The organism is Mycoplasma sp. 1654_15 (genome assembly GCF_012516495.1).
Classification (GTDB): Bacteria; Bacillota_I; Bacilli_A; order Mycoplasmatales; family Metamycoplasmataceae; genus Mesomycoplasma.
Map to the genome: position 1 here is coordinate 702,665 of NZ_CP051214.1, position 20,941 is coordinate 723,605.

Consider the following 20,941-nt stretch of genomic DNA (forward strand, 5'->3'; position numbering starts at 1 on the left):
AATTATCCTTTATTTTTAAAGCTATTTTTTATTAAAATTGACTCATATGGTCTGAAAATATTTTTTACTATTTTGTTATCTTTATAAGAACTAAGTATTGTTTGTCCTTGTTCAATATTTTCTTCAATTTGTGATGAAGTAAGGTTCAAATAAGCAATTAATTCTTCATTTTCAAAGCATCTTTTTATCAAAATTAATCCACTTGGTAAAACTTCAAATTTAGAAGTCCCTTTGATTAAGATATCTCTAAATTCTTTCTTTCTCATTTTAATTAACTGTTGATAAAAGTAAAAAATACTATCTTTTTCTTTTAAAGCTTTTTTAACGTTAATTTCTTCAGAATATCTTCCAGTTTTTAATCAAAGGTTCTTTGCTTGCGAAAATCCAGCATTTTTAGAGCTATCTCATTGCATTAAAGATCTTCCTGCATCACGTGAATTTATATTCATATATTTAAAAAATTCATTTTCGCTATAAATTTTTTGTTCATCAACTAAAGTTGTAAATCCATTATAAATATCTACATCTCTAAACTGGTTTCTTTTGTCGAAATGAGTGTTTAATAAACCTATTTCTTCACCGTAGTAAATGCAAGGAATTCCTTTTAAAATAAAAAGCATTAAAGCATGTGTTTTAGCTGATTCTTGTCTAAAAATATTTTCATCACCTCAACGAGAAACGCTTCTGGAAGTATCGTGATTAGATAAAAAATTAGTAAACATATAAGACTTAATTTTTTCATTGTGTTGAAAAGGCTGTTGTTGGAAAACAAAATTTTTATAATCTCAATTAGCATCGTAGCCGTTTCTACCTGTTTGTCTACCTCAACCAATTCATCATCAGGAAAAATTAAAATAGTTTTCTGAAACCTTATTTTCTCCTGCGCCATAGTATAAAATTTCATCAGCTGTTATCCCTGATGATTCACCTAATGTATAAGCATCTGGCTTGTTAGAAAAAGCTAATTTATTAAAAGTTTTAAGATACTCAACTGCCTTTGGATTTCAAGCAAAATAAGGATTTTTTTCTACATTTTCAAAGGTTTTTGATACGTGTTTAATAGCATCTAATCTAAAACCTTTTACACCTAATTTGTATCAAAAATCAATAACATCAACCATTGCTTTTATAGTATTAGGATGACTTCAATTTAAATCAACTTGTTCTTTGGAAAATAAGTGAAAATAATATTTTTTTACACTTGGAACATATTCTCAAGCTGAACCACCAAAAATACTTTTTGCCTTTTTTTCTTCATCACTTAATGTTTTTCTTCAAATAAAGTAGTTATGTTCTATGTTATCTTCAGATTCACAAGCTTTTTTAAACCATTTGTGTTGATTTGAAACATGATTTAAAACAATATCCATAATGATATCAATTCCAAGTTTTTTAGCCTTGCTTGATAATTCTTTAAAGTCTTTTAGTGTACCAAAATTTTTTCAAACTGATTTATAGTCTAAAACATCATAACCTGCATCTACAAACTCTGTTTTATAAATTGGACAAAGTCAAATTGCATTTATTCCTAATTTTTTTAAATACGGAAGCTTTAAAGTAATTCCCTTTAAATCACCATTTCCGTCATTGTTTGAATCATAAAATGATCTTGGAAAAATTTGATAGATAATTTTATCTTCTAATTTAATTGTTTTCATAATTTCTCTTTATTAAAATTGATGATTGACCTTCTAAAATTCCTTCTTTTTGCTTGATTCTTGAAGAAAAAAGTACTTTATCCTTATTTAGCAATTTATAAAAATGGCTTGCTTCAGAAAAGTTGTGGATTACTTCTACTACTTCATTATTTTGTTTTATTTGGTAAGCAATTATTGCTTTTTGTTTATCTACTTCTAAAAACTTAATATTATCTTTGATTTCTTTATTGGTTGCTAGTCTGAAAAATCTTGTTTTTGCTCTGTATTTGTTTAATTTAGATACAAAATTGAAGACATTTTGTTTAACTAACTCATTTTTTAGGTGAGTTCATTTTAAACCATTTGTATAGTCAGAAGTTTTATAAGAATTGGGATGATAAGCGCTATTATCTGGTTGTTCATTAAAATCATCATAAGTTGAATAAACACATTTTTCTGGCTCTTCACCTGAATTATCACAAGGCTTAGATTGAAGTAATTCAGTTCCAGCTAACATTAAGTGCCTACCTTGGCTAAAAACACTCATCATTAAAGCTTGCCTATATATCTCTATCCTTCTTTTTAAAGGTAAATTCGCTTTTGCACTCACATTTATTTTATCTCACAAAGTAAAACCATCATGACAAGCTGCATAATTTAAAACCATCGAAATATCTTCAGCAAATAAAAAATAATCATCTTTAGAATGAGTTATATTTTTAAAATTAAAATCTTTGATATTTCCCACTATTGAGCTAACAAATTTGACAAAAAGATCTTCATTTTGCTTGATAATTAGACCTGAATTTATTGTTGAATGCTCACTGCCTTTGATTGAATCTCTAATTGTGTCATTAAAATAAGCAAAAGCTAAATTATTTGAATTTGTTCCCTTGATGTAAGAATTTTGAAATTCTAAATCTGTAAAAGGTCACGCTTCTCCGTGGAAGACTAAATTGGGATTTAACTTTCTTAACTCAGTTACAATTTCATTAATAGTTTCTTTGTGCATAAAACACGAAAGATCAAATCTAAATCCATCAACATTGAATTCTTGAACAAAATATTTCAAAGAATCTAAAATTAGTTTCTTTGTCATAAGTCTTTGATCAGCAAGTGGAGGATACTTAACGGGCTTAATTTTGGCTTCATTTCTGAAGTAATATCCATCAATTATGTTATTTAAAATATTATTTGTCATTAAGTGGTTATAAACAACATCTAAGATAATTCCGATGTTGTTTTTATGAGCTTCTGAGACAAATTTTTTAAACTCTTTAATTCTTGCATAAGGATCTTTTGGATTTGAAGAATAGATTCCATTAATAGAAAAATAATTATGTGGATCATATCCTCAGTTATAATTTGTGCTTCATTTTGAAGCCTGTGATTTATAAATCATTTTTTGTTCTAGATCATTAACGCTAAAAGCAGAAGCAATTGGTAGAAGTTGGATGTGGCTAAAACCTAATTTTTTAACATATGAAAATAAATTAGCTTCTATTGCTGCATCGAAAGTTCCAAGCTTGCTAAGAAATTCATTTTGATTTTTTAAACTAGTAAAATCTCTAATGTGAAGTTCGTAAATATTAACATCTACATGATTGTTATTTTTATAAACTAATTTTTTAGGTTTTTGACCTGTTTGAGCTGATTTTTTATTAATAAGAGCTCCAAGTCCAACTTTATTTTCATCTTCTTGTCAATTAAAAGGGGCTAAAGAAATTGCATAAGGATCAAGGGCAAAAGTTGTTTTATTATTATTGTGAAAAATTTTGTATTGATAATAAAAACATTCAAACTGTAAAGGAATAAAAGTGAATCAAATGCTGCCTTTTTTAACTGCTTTAAAAGTTGCGACTTGAGAAGAAAAATTAGTTTTATCAAAGACTAAAACTTCTACTTTTTTTGCTATAGGTTGTCATAGTTTTAATTGAATTTTATCTTTTAAAAACTTAACACCTAAATCAGATTTTTTATAAGAAAATTTTTGATCTAAATCATCAAAAAATGTTTTATTTTTCACAGCAAAATTATAGTTAAAAGATATTTAGATGTAGGAATTTTTCTGTGTTCTTGATGTATCAAAATTTAGCAAATTTTTTTAATTTTTGCTTCAAAAATGAAGACAAATTATTCTTTTTAAAATTAATAATGTATTGAAAATTCTTGATGATAAAAAATGAAATGTTCTGGTTTTACATAGTACTTACCAGCTATACAAATTCCAATTTTATCATAGCCTCAAAAGTAAATTACTAACAATTGATTTTGACCAAATTTTTCTACTTTTTCATACTTTAATTCATAGACCATATTCTTAACTTGGTTCTTATCATTTAATATAGCTACAAGCGGTCTAGAAAAATCTAAAATTTCATCTTTTAAAATATCATTTGCTGTAATGTAAATTTCAGCATCAATAATATGTTCTTCATTTTTGTAGAACTTTTTTTCAATATATTTGTAACCATTAATAAATTTGATGTTTTTACCTTCAAATCAGTCTGGAATTTCTTTATATTTTTCTTCACCTTCTATCTTATCAGCGTGAAGCAAAAAAGAAATAGGCTTAATAAAATTGTGAAAGTTTTCTGCTATAAAATAACCTCTTTTAGGAACAGCATATATAGCACCTATTGAAAATAATCTTTGATAAACTCTAATAACAACAGTTCTAGAGCACTGAAATTTGTCCATTAAAGCATGTTCTGAAGGTAGTGGTCTATTTAGTCTACCTCTTTTAGAATTTATTACAGAAAGTAAATAATCTATTACTAAATTTGTTTTGGTAGTGGATGTTTCCTTTTTGTTTTCTTGTGCACTTAAAAATTCTCTAACATAATTATTTTCATTCATATTAATAAATATTTTAACAACAAAAAAAGTTTTTTAAAATAACATTTATAAATCTTGTGAGCGGATCCCCTTTTCTTAGGAAAATAGAAAAGGGGATTTTTTATGAAATATTCATTAGAATTTAAATTAGAATGTGTAAAAAAATACAAAAAAGGAATTGAAATTAAAAAGCCCGATTTTGTTAATACAAGTCAGAAAAATTTTTTAAATCAAGTAATTTTTTGAGAAAAAATTTATGACAAATTAGGAGTTGAAGGACTTAAGAAAAAACCACGAAATAAAAAGTGAACTATAGATCAAAGATTAAACATAGTTAAAAGATTTTTAGCTGGTGAACCAATTGTTAAAATTTCACTTGAAAATAATCTTAATCCAAGTCAAATATCTTTTTGAAAGAAAAAATATTTAGAATCGGGAATTAGTGGTTTACAATTAAACAAAGGAAGACAAATAATGAAATCTAAGATTAATAATAATAAATCTACAAAAATATCAAGCAATTCCGATAGTCAAGATCAATCAAATTCTTCATTATCTGTATATGAAGAACTGAAACTTCTTAGAAAAGAAAATAAACTTTTAAAAAGGAAAATGAAGTACTAAAAAGTGAAAAGCCTTGGTAGAGATCTTTGACTCAAATCAACCAAGGCAAGAAAAATAAAAAAATTTATAATAAAGTAAAAGCTGACAAAAACCTTCGCTTAACTCAAGTATTAAAAGAGTTTTATTCCTATATCTACTTTTTATTATGAACTCAAAAAGAAGATTTTGACAAGAAAAATGAAGAAATTATAAGCCAAATGAAGCTTATTTTTGATGAAAATAAAGCAAGATATGGAAAAAGAAGAATAAAAGCTGAACTTAATAATAGAGGCTATAAAATTGGACTTAAAAAGTTCGCAGATTAATGGAAAAATTCGATCTCAAAGCAATTTGTCCTAGAAGAAAATACAAATCTTACAAAGGAACTGTTGGCAAAATTGCAGACAATATTTTAAATAGAAATTTTGTCGCAACTCAACCAAATCAAAAATGAACTACAGATGTAACTGAATTTAGCGGTTCATTTGGAAAAGCATATTTATCACCAATTTTAGATATGTTTAATGGTGAAGTTATTGCTTGAGATTTGTCTACAAGCGCTAACATCCAACAAATTAGGAAAATGCTTCAAAAGCTTTTTCCAAACACAAAAATCTTGAAGGTTTAATTTTTCACAGTGATCAAGGTTGACAGTATCAACATAGACAATTTTCAGAAAAATTAAAACAAAAAGGAATAATTCAGTCCATGTCTCGAAAAGGAAATTGTTTAGATAATAGCGTTATTGAATCGTTTTTGGAACATTAAAAAGAGAATGTTTTTATGGTCACTGAAAAAGAATTTTTAACTTTTAAACAACTTCACAAAGCAATTGCAAATTATATTTATTATTACAATCACAAACGAATTAAAGACAAAATAAAATGAATGTCTCCCATTAAATTTAGAGAAACATTCATTTCAAATTATAATTAATTAAAACACTTAAAAATTTTAGAAGAAAAGGGTACCACCTCAAAATTAAATTCTTGTTTTTTATTTTAGTTTTAATTTTGTGATTCAGATTTTAAAATATTACGAATTTTTTCTTTTAGTTCTTGAGTATTAATTAATGATTTTTGAAGAATTTTGTCTTTATTTATGAAGCCCAATTTCTTTTTAGTGATAATAATTAAGATAATACAAATAAAAGCAAATATCATTGAAATTCAGCATCTTGTATAATTTATTTTATCTTCAATTGGTTGTTGAATGAGTTTTAATTCACCTGTATCTGGATCTTCAAAGTTCACTAATCTAAAAACTTTATCAGGTTGTAAAGAATTAATTGCAAACAAAAATACAAATACAACAGGAATTAATACAAATAAGTAAATAAATAACTTATCTCCATTGCTAACTTGTTTATAAAGTCTAATTTGAATATAAATAAGTAAAGCTAATATAATAAAGCTAAAAATTATTGTTAAAGAATTAAGAGAGTAAAAAATATCTTTTAGTTGGTAAGAAGTAGAACTTTGTAAAATTTTATCTACTGGTTGAAAAGGTATGTTTTCTATTTTGCTACTTACTATTCAGTCATACTCTATAGTTATTCTGTTAGAAAAGGTAGAAAACATAGAAAATTGAAGGATTATAATAATTAAAAATACAATTGAAATTAGTGCTAAAAGTATTTTTCTTGCTAAGTAATTATATTTTGAATCAAAGAAAAATTTATTATTCATTAGTTTAATCTATTTTCTGTAATTTTGTCAAAAATATGAATTCTGGATAACACAAATTCCACATAAACTTCTTGATAAAGTTCAAAATCCTGATCATTTGGCACATTTACTATAAATTCTATTTCTGAATTAATACTTACTGCAATTAACTGATCTTTACCTATTAATTCTATGTTTGAAATTTTACCAGCTACTGAATTTGCTACTTGACTTGTATGGAGTTTTAAATCTTCACTTCTAAAACCAACAACAAGTTCTTGATTTTCCTTTATTTTTGAAGCTAAATCATCTTCAATTGTTATTTGAACATCTTCAAGAGAATTTACTAATTTTTTACCTTTTAGCTGAGCATCAAAAGTATTCATTGTTGGTGAACCTATAAATTTAGCAACAAAAATATTAGCTGGTTTAAAGTATAAATCTTTTCCTTTTCCAGTTTGTTGAATTTTACCATCATTGAAAACTACAATTTGGTCACCCATAGTCATAGCTTCTAATTGATCGTGAGTAACATAAATACTTGTAGTATTTAACATACGGTGAATATTTACTATTTCTCTACGCATGTTTTCTCTTAATTTAGCATCTAAGTTTGAAAGTGGTTCGTCCATTAAAAACACAAGCGGTTTTCTAGCTATTGCTCTTCCTATTGCTACTCTTTGCCTTTGACCACCTGAAAGATCTTTTGGTTTTCTGTATAAATATTTATGAATTTTTAATATCTTGGCAACATCTTTTACAGTTCTATCAATAATGTCTTTTCTTTCATTTGCTATTTTTAAACCAAAAGTTATATTATTGTAGACATTCATATGAGGATATAAAGCATAAGATTGAAAAACCATTGCAATATTTCTTTCATTAGGAAGCAAATTATTATATCTTTTGTTATTAAATAACAGATCACCTTTTGTTATGGAATTAAGTCCAGCAATCATTCTTAATAAAGTAGTTTTACCACAACCAGAAGGTCCTAGAAAGATACAAAATGTTCCTGGCTTTATTTCTAAATTAATATTTTCTAAAGTGTAATTTTCATTACCTTCGTATTTTTTAGAAATGTTAACCAACTTAATATCTGCACCTCTTGTTGAGCTATATACTTGACCTATTTCAGAAACCATTTTGTCTATATCAATGGTTTCAAATCCTGTTTCTAATAGTTGATCATCATCTGAAATAAAATCAGCATTTTCCTTCATTTTTGAAGCATTATTTTTATTTTTAAACAATTTTTTTAACATATTTTATCCTTTTACAGCTCCTTCACTTAAACCACCAACTATGTATTTTTGTAAGTACATAAATAAACAAAACGCAGGAAGTGAAGCAAGTAAAGAACCTGCTGCATAAGCTCCAGCATTAACTTGTTTTGGATCGGCATTTAAAAATGTATCTAAACCAACTGCTAAAGTTTTTTCATCATTTCTTTGTAATACAAATTTAGGCAAAATAACATCGGTAAACGGAGTTAAAAATGATCATAAGGCTACCATAATTAGAGCTGGTCTAATAACAGGAACTAATATTTTAAAAAACAATCCTCAATTAGAACAACCATCTACTTTTCCAGAATCATCTAGTTCAGAAGAAACTGTATCTAAATATGATTTTAACATAAATGTATTACCAGCAATCGATCCTCCTGAGTAAATAAAAACTAACATAAAAATAGAAGGAATTCCTATATTTTCACCCATTTTAACCAACATATATAAAGAAATTAAAGCAGTAGTTGCTGGTATTAATTGAAGCATCATTATAATAGTTAACGAATGTTTTGAACCCGCAAATTTAAACCTTGAATAAGCATAACCATTTAATGCTACTGCTATGGTAGAAATGAGCATTGTAAGACCTGCGATAATAATTGTATTTAAATATCAACGACCAAACAATGATCTTGAACTTGTAAATAAATAATTAAAATTATCTAAACCAAATTGAAATGGCGTAATTGCTACAATCCTTGGATTTTGAACGTTAAACGCTGCCAAAACTAAAGAAACAATTGGAAATAAAATTATGATTGCTCAAAAAATTAAAATGATGTAGTTAAAGAACAATCAAATAATTTCAGCCACAGTAGGATCTTTGGCATCAGAAGAATTTAGTTTTAATCTTTTAGGCTCAAGTCTTTTTTTGTCTACTTTAATCGAATCAAAACTGTGTTTATAAAACCTTTTTCTTAATAGTTTATCGAACATATTAGTCCCTCCTTGACATAGATTTAATAAATCCTCTAGCACCTACTGCAATTGAGAAGATAGCAGCTAGTGTTGTAAGAGCAGCTGCAAAGGCTTGAGATCCTTCAATTTGAACACTACCTGTTGTTAGTTTATAAACTCAAGAAATAATAATATCTGTAGAAGCTTCACCAAAAACGGTTGCCTCTTTAAAGTTTGGGCCACCACCTGTAAAGATAGAAATTGTAGTAAAGTTATTAAATGCACCTACAAACTGACCTATCAACATCGGAGCTATGGATAAAAGCAGTGACGGAAGCGTGATGTGTCAAAATAGTTGTCTTGATTTTGCTCCATCAACTGATCCAGCTTCATAAATATTTTTTGGTATTGATTGTAAATTACCAGTAACTAGCATAAAAATTCAAGCATAAGCTATTCAGGTTTGAACAACAATTACTAATACTCGAGCACTACCTACTTCAGATAATCAGTTTTTAGCTTCAGAAATCAAGCCTAAAGCTAACATTATTTTGTTTATATATCCTTCATCTCCTTCTTTAAATGCTGTTTTTAAAAAGGATAAAGTAACAAAGGCTGGAATAGCTCATGGAAGGATATAAATTAGTCTAAAAACCTTTTTAAATTTAATTCTACTTGAATTTGTTAGCACTGCAATGATAATACCAAATGAGATAGGTAAAAAGGTTGAAAAAACAGTTCAAATCGCTGTTCAACTAAGTACACGACTTAAAGATAAGAACATATTATTGTCTCTGAATGTTCATCAATAACCTCACATTTTCAGACCTACTCAATCAACAGTTTTTGAAGGAGCTTCGTGTCCAAATCCGTAGTTAGTAAAGGAAATTAAAATTGAAGTAATAATCGGAGTTGCTACAATAAATAACATAAGCACTCAACCTAAAATAGAAATTACTCAAGGAAATCCGCTTGTATTTAATCATCTTTTAGTGTGAGTTCATTTACTTGGACGGCAACCAAATTCTAAATATTTGGCAACCCGTCAAGCACTTATCGATGCAGCAATAAAATAGATAATAACAAAAACAAGAAGTAAAACTGAAATTACACCACCGAAAAGGTATAATCTAGCATCAGGGAAAATTCCTCTTGCTGAATCAAATTTATGAGCACCTAAATCGCTAAATCCAGGAATACCACCCATTTTTTGTCAATAAGCACCAAAAGAAAAAGGAATAATCAATGCTCAAGAAAAAATAGAGAATATTGACATCAAAATCCCTTTTACATATTGCTTAAATAAAGTAATTTCAGCTAGTCCAGGGAAGATGATTGACATAATAAGCGCTAGTCATCTAAAGTTTTTAAAAGTTTCGATTGGAATGCTTTTTTGTGCTTCAGTAATCTTGCTTTCATATAGCTTTTTATTTACTTTAGTTTCAGAAAATTCTCTTCAAAATAAAGTCTTTAAAGTTTCTTTAGAAGCAAGTGATTGAGACTGGAGCTTTAGTTCACTAATAGCTTCTTTTTTGTCTATTTTATATTCATAAATTTTATGTTTATAAGCAGGTTTTGAAATTTCTTTTTGCTTTAATTTGCTTTGTAATTGCTTTTTATTTTCTTTAAAAGTTAAACTAATTTGTTTTAAAGAAGTTTTAATAAATTCTTTTTCTTTAGCAATTTGTTTGTTTTCTACTAAAAGTTGATAATCAACTTTAGCTAGTATTTTTTCTGCTCTAAATTTGAGTCGTGAAAGGCGATAATCTAAAAATCTTTCTTTTAAAGCTTTTGCTTCTTCAAAAAGGAAATTTCCTTCATATGTATAGCTAGATTTTACTTCTGCTAATAATTTTTTATACTGAGATTTTAATAATAAACTAAATTCAAATTCATTTCTTAATATATTTATTTTAGATAAAAATACTTTAAAAGCAAAATGATAAATTAATTTAGTTTTATTATTTTCAATAGAACTAGTTTGCTTTAAAAATGAAGTAAGTTCTTTTAAAATTTCTTCATTTTTCTTCTTAAGTTGTTCAAAACTTAGATCATTAAAAGAATAATCAAGTAAAGGAACATCTAAGTTTTGTTTATGTAAAAAACTGGATAAATCTTTATAAAGTTGTATTAAAGCTCTTTGCTTAAAATAGGGTTTTAATTTGCTGTATTTGTCTTTAATAGCTTCAATTTTTTGCTTGGCTGTTTTTAATTTTTGATCAATTACTTCTTGATTATGTTTTTCTTGTTGCAAAATCAAGTTTTTTTGTTCTTCAACTTTTAATAAAGATTCTTCTTTTTTCTTCTTATTTATAGCATTTTGCTCACTAATTTTACTTTTGAACTTATATTCTAAGTCAAGAATCTTTTGTTCAGTTTCAAGAATAATATTATGTTTTTCTTGTTTATAAAGTTTGTATTCTAGTTTATGTGTTTTTAAGTATTTATTTTGATTTTTTTCTTTTTGCTTTAATAAAAAGAGTCTTTGTTTTTCTATCTTTTCGTAGATATTTTTGAAAAAATTAGAAGAATTTTTCCCAAGTTTTTTTACTAATAAAATTTCATTATCTAACAAAAAATTTTCTATTTTATCAATTTCAAAATTTGTATCTTGACATTTTTGTAAATAAATTTTGATTATGTTATAAATTGTAAATTTTTTAAAAATTTGAATTTCTTCTTCTTTAGTGCTAACTTTTAAATTACTTATGTTGTTTAATTTTGTTTCTAAATCATCAGCTGACTTTGCTAAAGAAGCAACAAAATCTTTGGTATAAGTTTTTGAATCTTTTAAATTAGCTTTTAGTTTTTTAATTTCAAAATTAAGAAGAGAAATTGTTGAATCAACAAAAGATAATTTTTTAATTGTATCTTTTAAAACAGCAATTTTGCTCTTATAAGCAATTTTATGAGTAGCCAGCCTTCTTTTTAAATTATCTCTTAATTTTTGTCTTGCTCTTAAAAATAAATCTTTGTCACGGGCTTGTTGTGATTTAATGTTAATTTCTTGTCTACTAAAAAGATTATTGACTTGTTTTTTATAGGCTTTTAGATTATTTGATGTCTCGGGTAAGATAGTATCAAAAGCTTTTCCATATCAGTTATAGAGCTTTAATTTTTCCATATTTATCTACTTTTTCCTTTGTGGATTTTATATCATTTATAATAATGAAATTGTCTTTGAATATAATATTGGACTAAAAATACAATAAGAGCAATAACAATAGAACCAGAAATAAGAGAAATAAAAATTCCTGTAATTAGCTGAACGTCAGAATAGTAATTGCTACCTTGATAAAAAGGTAAAGCAATTAAAGTAATAAAAACTATAATTCAGCAAATAAAGAAAACATAGCCAGCTCTTAATTTATGTCGCAAGAATAACAAGTAAACTAAAAAGAAAATGATGACTAAATTATTTGCTAAATAAGAAATTAAAGTTTTTGTAGCTAACTGCGATCCAAGTTGTGAAATTTTTTCAGGGCTTAGAAGTTTAGTTTGCTCGGTTTGTTTAATACCTAAACCAAAAGGAATTAAAACCCAAATCAACAACGAAGCAGTTAACAAAGCAAGCAAAAGCACTAATGCATAAAATTGCTTTTTTAAAATATGTGTTTTGTATTTTGGATACATTATACTTCTAATTTAAGTACTGTTGTACCTTGTTGTATAGTGTTTGCAAAGTCTGCAAAAGTTGTAGAAAACTTATCTTCTAAAGCTGTTAAAAATTGAGCACGTGTTTTAACATTATTAGCTTTAAGAGTTTTGTATCACTCAATATTACCTAAAATTAAATCGTTTCATTTTCCTCAAACACCTGCAAATTGTGGATTAGAAGAATCAAAACGGTTAGTCTGTGTATTTAAAGACCCTAAACCATTTTCTGCAATAGATTTTGTAGATGACATAACTGCTAAAATTTTGTCAAAACTAAGAAGTTTGTCATACTCTTCTAATTTGGAAATTACATCATTTACCTTGTAATTTGAAGGAGTTTTGTCTTTTTTAGGTATATTGTAATTAGAAAGTGCATTCTCAATTACCTTTGATGTTTTAGCTGCATTTACGTAGTTATTAAAGTATAACATAGCTGCTTTTTCAACTACATCGTCAGTAGCTGGTGTTTTAGATGATTTAGCAAATGTTTTTGCTTTAGTAACTACATCAGAAATTAAATTATCTAAAGTATTATTTGTAATTGCTTCAGAAATTTTAGCAATTAATTGAGCAACATCAGTAGTTTTGTTATCACCATTTGCTCCGAAAATCATTTTTTCTACTTTTCTAATGTGGAAAGTTTTGTTAGTTGCATCTTGAACTATATCATTAGATGCTGCTAGTCTATCAAATTCACCTTCTTTTAGAAGAGAATCTCCAATTTGTCATGTTTGTTGGTTTCCTTGTAATGAAGAATCTCAATCGTTTGTTAGACCTAAAATAGCAGCTACTGCGTTTCTTAGTGGAATTGCATCTTCAAGTGAAGAATTTAATGTTGCATAATCTGAATCTTGTACGATGTTAATTTTTTTGACATCAGAAAGACTCATTTTTTCTTTTTTAATTATATTTTGTTCACCTAAAGGATTAGCTTTGTCTTCATCTGATGATCAAGAATTTCAGAAAATTGCTTCATTTCTGAAGTTAATTACTGGTTGTAGTAATAAATCAGTAGATGCTTTTAAGTCTTTTACATCTGTATATCCAAGTTCTGTTGCAAGATCGGAAATTTCTTTAGTTTTAGCTTTGTTATCTTCAGAAATTTTTGTATTAATTGCTTCTTGTCTGCTTTGAGAATATGGAACTTTAGAATCTTGTTTAAAGTAATTATAGTAAGGTTCTACTTCAAAAATGTTTTTAATAAATTGACTAATTGCTTTTCTTCTAGCTTCAGGAGCTCCATTATTTCTTGCATTAATCATGAAAGATCAAGCACCAGGAGCTTGTTTGTATTCAGTATCTTCGTTTACTTTTATAACATTAAAAAATGATTTAGCATTAGCAGTTCTTTGTGCAACCTGAACATCTCAAGTACCGATTATGGCATAAGATAATTTATTTGCTGCCATTAATTCGAAAATTCTTGATTGCACATTTCCCATATCTTTTGTATATAAACCTTGTAAATCAGTTCGTGAAATATCTTTTTGACCTCAAGGAGTTTGACTATATTCTTCATCTGTCATAAAATAAGCTGCATTAATAACAGGTCAAAGCACATCAACTACAGCTTCTAAACCTTTTTTATAAATTGGATGATATTTATCACCTTTTATAAATCCAGATGAGTGTTTATTTGGAACGGCTGGATCAGCGTATATGCTTTTTGAAGCTAAAGCCTCACCAAAGTTTTTAGGATAGCTTGCTTTTTCTTCTTCAGATAATGAATCTCAATAAGCTTTCATTCCACCATAAAAAATTCCGTTACCGTATCATAGATCTTGTAATCTTAAAACAATTTCACCTGATTCAACTAGTTCTTTTAGTGTATCACTTGAAGGATTTTTAAACACATTTCGGGTTTCAAGTTCTGATTTATTTGAAGCTATAATAATTCCTTCTTTGTTGTGTCTAATTCCTACTAATTGTGAAAGTGTTTTAAGTCCATCTTGGGAAACTCCACTTACTTCTCCGAATTTTTTTGCATCATTTTTTTCTGTTTCAGTTAGTTGTACTTCTTTTGCAATATCGTCAAAAAGGTTTGGATCGAATTTACCCAAATCTGCTACTGCGTTTTTTTGTACAAAATCAGTTAATCTATCTTGCGGAGTATAAAAAATATCTGGAACTGCATTATCATTAATACCTTGGACTGAAAAATCTAAAGCTGATCAAACGTCTTTGGCAATTGTTTTAATTCTAAATCCTTCTTTGTATGAGTCAGTTTGATTGAATAATTCAATTGCTTTGTTATAAAAATCTTGTTGCACACCGTCTACTGCGATGTAAATGTCTTTACTATCTTTTATATCGGTTTGACCACAAGATATTAAAGTAGCTAATGTGGTACCAGTTAAAATTACGGGACTAAATAATAAAAATTTATTCTTTTTCATATTAGATTCCTTTTTATATTTTTGGATTATCTATTCAAAAGCAAGATCATTTTTTTGATATGCCATAATTGTAAAAATAAATGAAATTGGACTTAGAAATAGCAGTGCAGAAATAGCAGCTATTATACCCGTTCATTTATTAAATTCTGTTTTTGAAAGTATGTAAAAAATATGCAAAGATAAAAATATCTCTACAACATAAGTGATAATTAAAATAGTTATTATGATTCTAAAATTAAATTCTTTTATTTTTGTAATAAAAGAAACCCAAAAGGAATTTTCGCTTTTAGTGTTTAAAATGTTGATAATAGCTATTAATAAAATTAATTCACAAATAAATATTATTATGCTAGAAAATAGCATAAATAGATATTCAACAATTTTCGGTTTATACTTTCTTTCTAAAGGAAGTTTTCCCAAAAATAATCAGCGCAATTTGTCTTTAAGTGATATCTTTGGAAAATAAATCTCTTTTTTATGTTTCATAATCCTAATTAAATTATAAACTTTAAATCATCTAACTTAGCTTCAAATTAAAGCATTTAATTTTATTCTTGATATATCAAGCGAAGAAAGTAAAGATACAAATAATTAATTATATTTTTAAAATTATTGAATTAAAAAATTATCCGTGGAAAATAATCTATTAAAAACAACAAAAAAATTTTTAAGAACAAAAAAGAAATAAAAAAAAGCTAATATTAATTTTTAATAATTATTGGTAAAGTAGTTTTATTTAAAAACTTTTTAAATTCTAAGTGATTTATATAAGTAAAAATAAAAAAACTCCTTCAAAACGAAGGAGCCCAGATAAGAGGTCGTACTTACATTACGATTAAATCCTATAGGAATCAGACTTACCTGTAAATCTATAATAATTATATATTAAAATTGAAAATATGCAAATAAAAAATGAAATTTCATATTAATAATCATATATTTTATTTTTAAATTTTATCAAAACACATTCATTTAAAACATAGTTAAATCCAAAATTCAATTCGATAATATAAAAAAAATATATTACATAAAATTATTATTTATAGGAAATTGACAAAAGACAATTATTATATGTAGTGTTACTATCTATAAATAAAAAAACTCCTTCAAAATGAAGGAGCCCAGATAAGGGGGAGTACTTACATTACACTTAAACCACGAAGGATTCAGCACTTATCTGTCATCTGATAATATTATATAACAAATTTTTATTAATGCAAATAAAAAATACTATTAATAAAGAATAAAAAAACTCCTTCGAAATGAAGGAGCCCAGATAAGCGGGTGTACTAATATGTACACTTAAACACACGTACCTGACCTTATCTGTTTACGTTTTTATTTTAACACATTTTTTATATTTATCAAAAAATTTTTATTTTATTTTTCATTACTTTTGTTTGTTAATAATAAAAAAACTCCTTCGAAATGAAGGAGCCCAGATAAGCGGGTGCACTTACATTACACTTATACAAACGTACCTGACCTTATCTGTTTACATTAATATTATAACATTTTTTTATATTTATGAAAAAAATTTTTATTTTATTTTGATTACTTTTGTTTGTTAATAACTAAAAAACTCCTTCAAAATGAAGGAGCCCAGATAAGCGGGTGCACTTACATTACACTTACGCCACGCGCCAGACCTTATCTGTTTACATACACATTATATAACAAATTTTTATATATTTATGAAAAAAGCAAACGATGATTAATGATTTTATTAGACTTTAAAAATAATCACACAATAAGCTTAAGCACATTAAGTAATATAACCCAAATACCAAGAGTGACCTTAAATAGAGATATAAATGAATTGAAAAAAGCTGGAAAAATAAAACGTATAGGTACAGCTAGAGCTGGTTATTGAGAAATATTAGAAGAATAACACAGTAGTAGTGAGGTGGTACCCTTTTCTTCTAAAATTTTTAAGTGTTTTAATTAATTATAATTTGAAATGAATGTTTCTCTAAATTTAATGGGAGACATTCATTTTATTTTGTCTTTAATTCGTTTGTGATTGTAATAATAAATATAATTTGCAATTGCTTTGTGAAGTTGTTTAAAAGTTAAAAATTCTTTTTCAGTGACCATAAAAACATTCTCTTTTTAATGTTCCAAAAACGATTCAATAACGCTATTATCTAAACAATTTCCTTTTCGAGACATGGACTGAATTATTCCTTTTGTTTTAATTTTTCTGAAAATTGTCTATGTTGATACTGTCAACCTTGATCACTGTGAAAAATTAAACCTTCAAGATTTTTGTGTTTGGAAAAAGCTTTTTGAAGCATTTTCCTAATTTGTTGGATGTTAGCGCTTGTAGACAAATCTCAAGCAATAACTTCACCATTAAACATATCTAAAATTGGTGATAAATATGCTTTTCCAAATGAACCGCTAAATTCAGTTACATCTGTAGTTCATTTTTGATTTGGTTGAGTTGCGACAAAATTTCTATTTAAAATATTGTCTGCAATTTTGCCAACAGTTCCTTTGTAAGATTTGTATTTTCTTCTAGGACAAATTGCTTTGAGATCGAATTTTTCCATTAATCTGCGAACTTTTTAAGTCCAATTTTATAGCCTCTATTATTAAGTTCAGCTTCTATTCTTCTTTTTCCATATCTTGCTTTATTTTCATCAAAAATAAGCTTCATTTGGCTTATAATTTCTTCATTTTTCTTGTCAAAATCTTCTTTTTTGAGTTCATAATAAAAAGTAGATATAGGAATAGAAAACTCTTTTAATACTTGAGTTAAGCTGAAGGTTTTTGTCAGCTTTTACTTTATTATAAATTTTTTATTTTTCTTGCCTTGGTTGATTTGAGTCAAAGATCTCTACCAAGGCTTTTCACTTTTTTAGTACTTCATTTTCCTTTTTAAAAGTTTATTTTCTTTTCTAAGAAGTTTCAGTTCTTCATATACAGATAATGAAGAATTTGATTGATCTTGACTATCGGAATTGTTTGATATTTTTGTAGATTTATTATTATTAATCTTAGATTTCATTATTTGTCTTCCTTTGTTTAATTGTAAACCACTAATTCCCGATTCTAAATATTTTTCTTTCAAAAAGATATTTGACTTGGATTAAGATTATTTTCAAGTGAAATTTTAACAATTGGTTCACCAGCTAAAAATCTTTTAACTATGTTTAATCTTTGATCTATAGTTCACTTTTTATTTCGTGGTTTTTCTTAAGTCCTTCAACTCCTAATTTGTCATAAATTTTTTCTCAAAAATTACTTGATTTAAAAAATTTTTCTGACTTGTATTAACAAAATCGGGCTTTTTAATTTCAATTCCTTTTTTGTATTTTTTTACACATTCTAATTTAAATTCTAATGAATATTTCATAAAAAATCCCCTTTTCTATTTTCCTAAGAAAAGGGGATCCGCTCAGTAGTAATGCTATTTTATTAACAAATTTATTAAATATTTTTAACAGTATTGATTAGTATCATTTTGGTATCATTTTAGTATCATATTGGTATCATATTGGTATCATATTGGTATCATATTTTTGAAATTTTTATTTTAAAATTTTCAAAAAATGATAATTTTTGCTTTAAAAATGAAGGATTTTTAGATATTTATCACTATAGGAATTAATAATAAATTTTAGTATCATTTTAGTATCATTAATTTATAATTTAAATTTATAAAACATAATAATAATAATAATATAAAAATATTTATTTATATACAACACTTTAATGACTCAATTAAATAACTTTTAATTGAGTTTTTTTCTATTCCCTTACGAAGATCTCGATCGTACGTCTGCAAAAAGCGTAGGAAGCCTAACTTCTGATGATATTCACACTTACGCTAACGCACAGAGTACGTCTGCTCAAAATAGTGACCCACTATTTATAGATTCACCGGATAGATTTGTGTTAGAGAAATCATACGGTAGATTTAATGGTGATGGAAGATTTATGTATTCACTTGAAATTTATGATCCAAATAAATTAATTCAAAATGTTCCATTTGATAACAATCCTGGTGGAGGACAATGAGCAAGATACGAGTTATATGACAATGGTCCTAGAACAGCTAATAGCATTTTGTTTCAAATGAGAGCAAAAGATTCTATTTTAAATTTTAGAAAATTAACATATATTTCAAATTCACAGGAATTTAATAGAGTTGATAGTAATCAAACAATTTCTAAAGAAAACGCACAGGATATTCCAAACTATACCAATAATTTAGATTCTAATTCTCAAATTAGTTTTAAGTATAAATATGAATTTAGTGGATTTACTAAGCTAAAACAAGGTCAACATTATCAAAGAAATGAAACATCTAATTATCAAGGAAATCAAAAAGGTCCAGAAAAAAGAAGATTAAATACTTATATAAGTCAGATCGCAAATTCAAATAATCCAGACTATAAAACTGTAAATATTCAAGTATCAAAAGGAATAAGTATTAATGCATCAGACAAAGATAAACTTTTATCTAAAATAATTTCGGCTAATTTTGATACTTTTACAATAAAAAGTAAACCGGTATTATATGCAAAAAATTCTCCGAAATTTATAAACACATTTCAAACACCTTTTATAATTGAATCTACCAATTGATGATTTGGTACAGCCAATAATCAATTAGTATCTCAAGCACCTTCACAATTAAAACAAGATACTAATGTCTTAGGTCTTAGTAATAATATTGACACTGACCAATCTAATAATACAAAATTTGGTATTGAAGAGTTAAAATATAATAAAGACAATAATACTGTAGAAGTTAAGTATCACAGAGATAGTAATTCACGGATTCAAACTATATTTCCTGAAGTTGCTTATGCGTCCTTTGTTAACCAAAAAGGAGATCTTTACTTCTTTGGAGGTAAAGATGGACAACCACTTTCTTATGTAAATGATTTTGACTATACAAATAATTCAATGACTTTTTATTTAACTTCTGAACAAATTCCATACAATCAAAGACCAAAATATGGAGAGATTTTATCTTTTGTAGGAGTTGTTGTAATTCCATATTTAGGTCAAGACCAAAACACAGCAAGTTATCAACTAAATCCAGGAAATAGTAAAGGAAGAGTTAGAATAAATGCTGCTTCTGGATTTGATAATTTCAATACTATAGACTTTCGGGTAATGTATTTAACAAACTTTGTTAAATCAAAACCTATATATCAACCTATCAAAATAGGATTTAATAATTGAATTTAATTAATTTCTAAAATACAAAAACAGAGCAAATTTGCTCTGTTTTTGTATTTTATAAGAATTTTATTTTTACTTATAATCGAAACTGATTTTATATATTGGTTCTGAATTTACGAATGAAGCAAGATATATTTTATTAAAATTAATCTCTTTTACGAATTCTGCATTATTTTAGTTGGAATGTTGTTTATCTTTACTACAGAGTTATTTTTTATTTGATATTTTTGACTTTGAATATCTGAATTTAAGTATTCTGCTACTACAACTTTAATAAAAAACAACACTTTTTAGTATCTAGGTCTTTGAATATATCAAATATTTACTGTAAATTACAACATAGCAGATAATTATTTACTACAAACTTCATTCCCAGGAGCTGTTTATGCTGTTTTTGTTAATAACCAAGGGCAATTGTACTTTTTTGGAAACAAAAGAGGTGAACCTTTAAATTATGTAACTGACTTTGATTACCATCAAAATGCAATGTGGTTTAATCTTCATTCTGAACAAATACCATACGATCAAAGACCAAAACATGGAGAAATACTTTCATTTGTTGGAGTAGTAGTTTTACCATATGTACAAGAAGGTCAAGGAAAAGTTGAAGCTAAGAAAGGGAAAGGTAATGAAAGAATAATTAAATTTAAAACTGCTGCTGGTGATGCAGAAATTGACTTTGCTTTTATGTATCCAACAATGTGATATGATACAAAAGATAATTACAAAGTTATTGAGTATAAAAAATAATC

13 protein-coding genes, 2 pseudogenes and 2 other annotated features are annotated in these 20,941 nt (G+C 26.4%); of the genes and pseudogenes, 4 read left to right on the forward strand and 11 right to left on the reverse strand.

The features are described 5' to 3' along the window. Positions 1 to 2 precede the first annotated feature (2 nt). From HF996_RS03090 to HF996_RS03100, 3 genes are all read right to left on the reverse strand, one after another. Positions 3 to 1,658 (reverse strand): alpha-amylase family glycosyl hydrolase, encoded by a 1,656-nt coding sequence (locus tag HF996_RS03090; RefSeq protein ID WP_168910585.1) that lies wholly within the window; start codon positions 1,656 to 1,658, stop codon positions 3 to 5. Continuing rightward, entirely contained in the window at positions 1,645 to 3,663 is a 2,019-nt protein-coding gene (locus tag HF996_RS03095) for an alpha-amylase family glycosyl hydrolase (protein ID WP_168910586.1), read from the reverse strand. Before HF996_RS03095 ends, HF996_RS03090 begins: the two co-directional genes overlap by 14 nt. Positions 3,664 to 3,785: 122 nt before the next feature. Further along, complete coding sequence (locus tag HF996_RS03100) at positions 3,786 to 4,496, reverse strand: GntR family transcriptional regulator (protein ID WP_168910587.1); 711 nt, start codon at positions 4,494 to 4,496, stop codon at positions 3,786 to 3,788. A gap of 102 nt (positions 4,497 to 4,598) precedes the next feature. Between HF996_RS03100 and HF996_RS03105 the strand changes: the two are divergent. Then, positions 4,599 to 6,014: pseudogene (locus HF996_RS03105) on the forward strand (IS3 family transposase). Further along, positions 5,086 to 5,169 (forward strand) — a sequence feature (ribosomal frameshift element). Its footprint overlaps the pseudogene before it by 84 nt. A 71-nt stretch (positions 6,015 to 6,085) precedes the next feature. On the opposite strand, the gene HF996_RS03110 reads toward HF996_RS03105, so the two are convergent. Genes HF996_RS03110 through HF996_RS03140 form a run of 7 tightly spaced genes read right to left on the reverse strand, consistent with a single transcriptional unit; the run spans position 6,086 to position 15,473 of the window. Next, on the reverse strand, positions 6,086 to 6,766 hold the full coding sequence (locus HF996_RS03110; RefSeq protein ID WP_168910588.1) for a hypothetical protein: 681 nt from the start codon (positions 6,764 to 6,766) through the stop codon (positions 6,086 to 6,088). Further along, positions 6,766 to 8,010: an ABC transporter ATP-binding protein gene (locus tag HF996_RS03115; RefSeq protein ID WP_168910589.1), complete on the reverse strand. Its 1,245-nt coding sequence runs from the start codon at positions 8,008 to 8,010 to the stop codon at positions 6,766 to 6,768. Before HF996_RS03115 ends, HF996_RS03110 begins: the two co-directional genes overlap by 1 nt. A 3-nt stretch (positions 8,011 to 8,013) precedes the next feature. After that, positions 8,014 to 8,973 carry a sugar ABC transporter permease gene (locus tag HF996_RS03120; RefSeq protein ID WP_168910590.1) on the reverse strand — a complete coding sequence of 320 codons (960 nt, stop codon included), beginning with the start codon at positions 8,971 to 8,973 and terminating at the stop codon, positions 8,014 to 8,016. Position 8,974: 1 nt separating this feature from the next. Then, positions 8,975 to 12,058 (reverse strand): ABC transporter permease subunit, encoded by a 3,084-nt coding sequence (locus HF996_RS03125; protein WP_168910591.1) that lies wholly within the window; start codon positions 12,056 to 12,058, stop codon positions 8,975 to 8,977. A gap of 2 nt (positions 12,059 to 12,060) precedes the next feature. Then, positions 12,061 to 12,567 carry a hypothetical protein gene (locus HF996_RS03130; RefSeq protein WP_168910592.1) on the reverse strand — a complete coding sequence of 169 codons (507 nt, stop codon included), beginning with the start codon at positions 12,565 to 12,567 and terminating at the stop codon, positions 12,061 to 12,063. Next, a complete protein-coding gene (locus tag HF996_RS03135; protein WP_168910593.1) occupies positions 12,567 to 14,987 on the reverse strand; it encodes a hypothetical protein in 2,421 nt (806 codons plus the stop codon). The genes HF996_RS03130 and HF996_RS03135 overlap by 1 nt, the downstream gene beginning before the upstream one ends. Before the next feature lie 30 nt (positions 14,988 to 15,017). Further along, complete coding sequence (locus HF996_RS03140) at positions 15,018 to 15,473, reverse strand: hypothetical protein (RefSeq protein WP_168910594.1); 456 nt, start codon at positions 15,471 to 15,473, stop codon at positions 15,018 to 15,020. Between the two features lie 1,231 nt (positions 15,474 to 16,704). Between HF996_RS03140 and HF996_RS03145 the strand changes: the two genes are divergently transcribed. Next, positions 16,705 to 16,878, forward strand: coding sequence for a DeoR family transcriptional regulator (locus HF996_RS03145; protein WP_168910595.1), 174 nt, complete (start codon positions 16,705 to 16,707; stop codon positions 16,876 to 16,878). A 53-nt stretch (positions 16,879 to 16,931) separates the two neighbouring features. On the opposite strand, the pseudogene HF996_RS03150 reads toward HF996_RS03145, so the two are convergent. Beyond that, positions 16,932 to 18,348, reverse strand: a pseudogene (locus tag HF996_RS03150) (IS3 family transposase). Continuing rightward, positions 17,781 to 17,864: a sequence feature (ribosomal frameshift element), on the reverse strand. Its footprint overlaps the pseudogene before it by 84 nt. Positions 18,349 to 18,731: 383 nt before the next feature. Between HF996_RS03150 and HF996_RS03155 the strand changes: the two are divergent. Further along, complete coding sequence (locus tag HF996_RS03155) at positions 18,732 to 20,195, forward strand: adhesin (protein ID WP_168910596.1); 1,464 nt, start codon at positions 18,732 to 18,734, stop codon at positions 20,193 to 20,195. A 408-nt stretch (positions 20,196 to 20,603) separates the two neighbouring features. Further along, a complete protein-coding gene (locus HF996_RS03160; protein WP_168910597.1) occupies positions 20,604 to 20,939 on the forward strand; it encodes a hypothetical protein in 336 nt (111 codons plus the stop codon). Positions 20,940 to 20,941 lie beyond the last annotated feature (2 nt).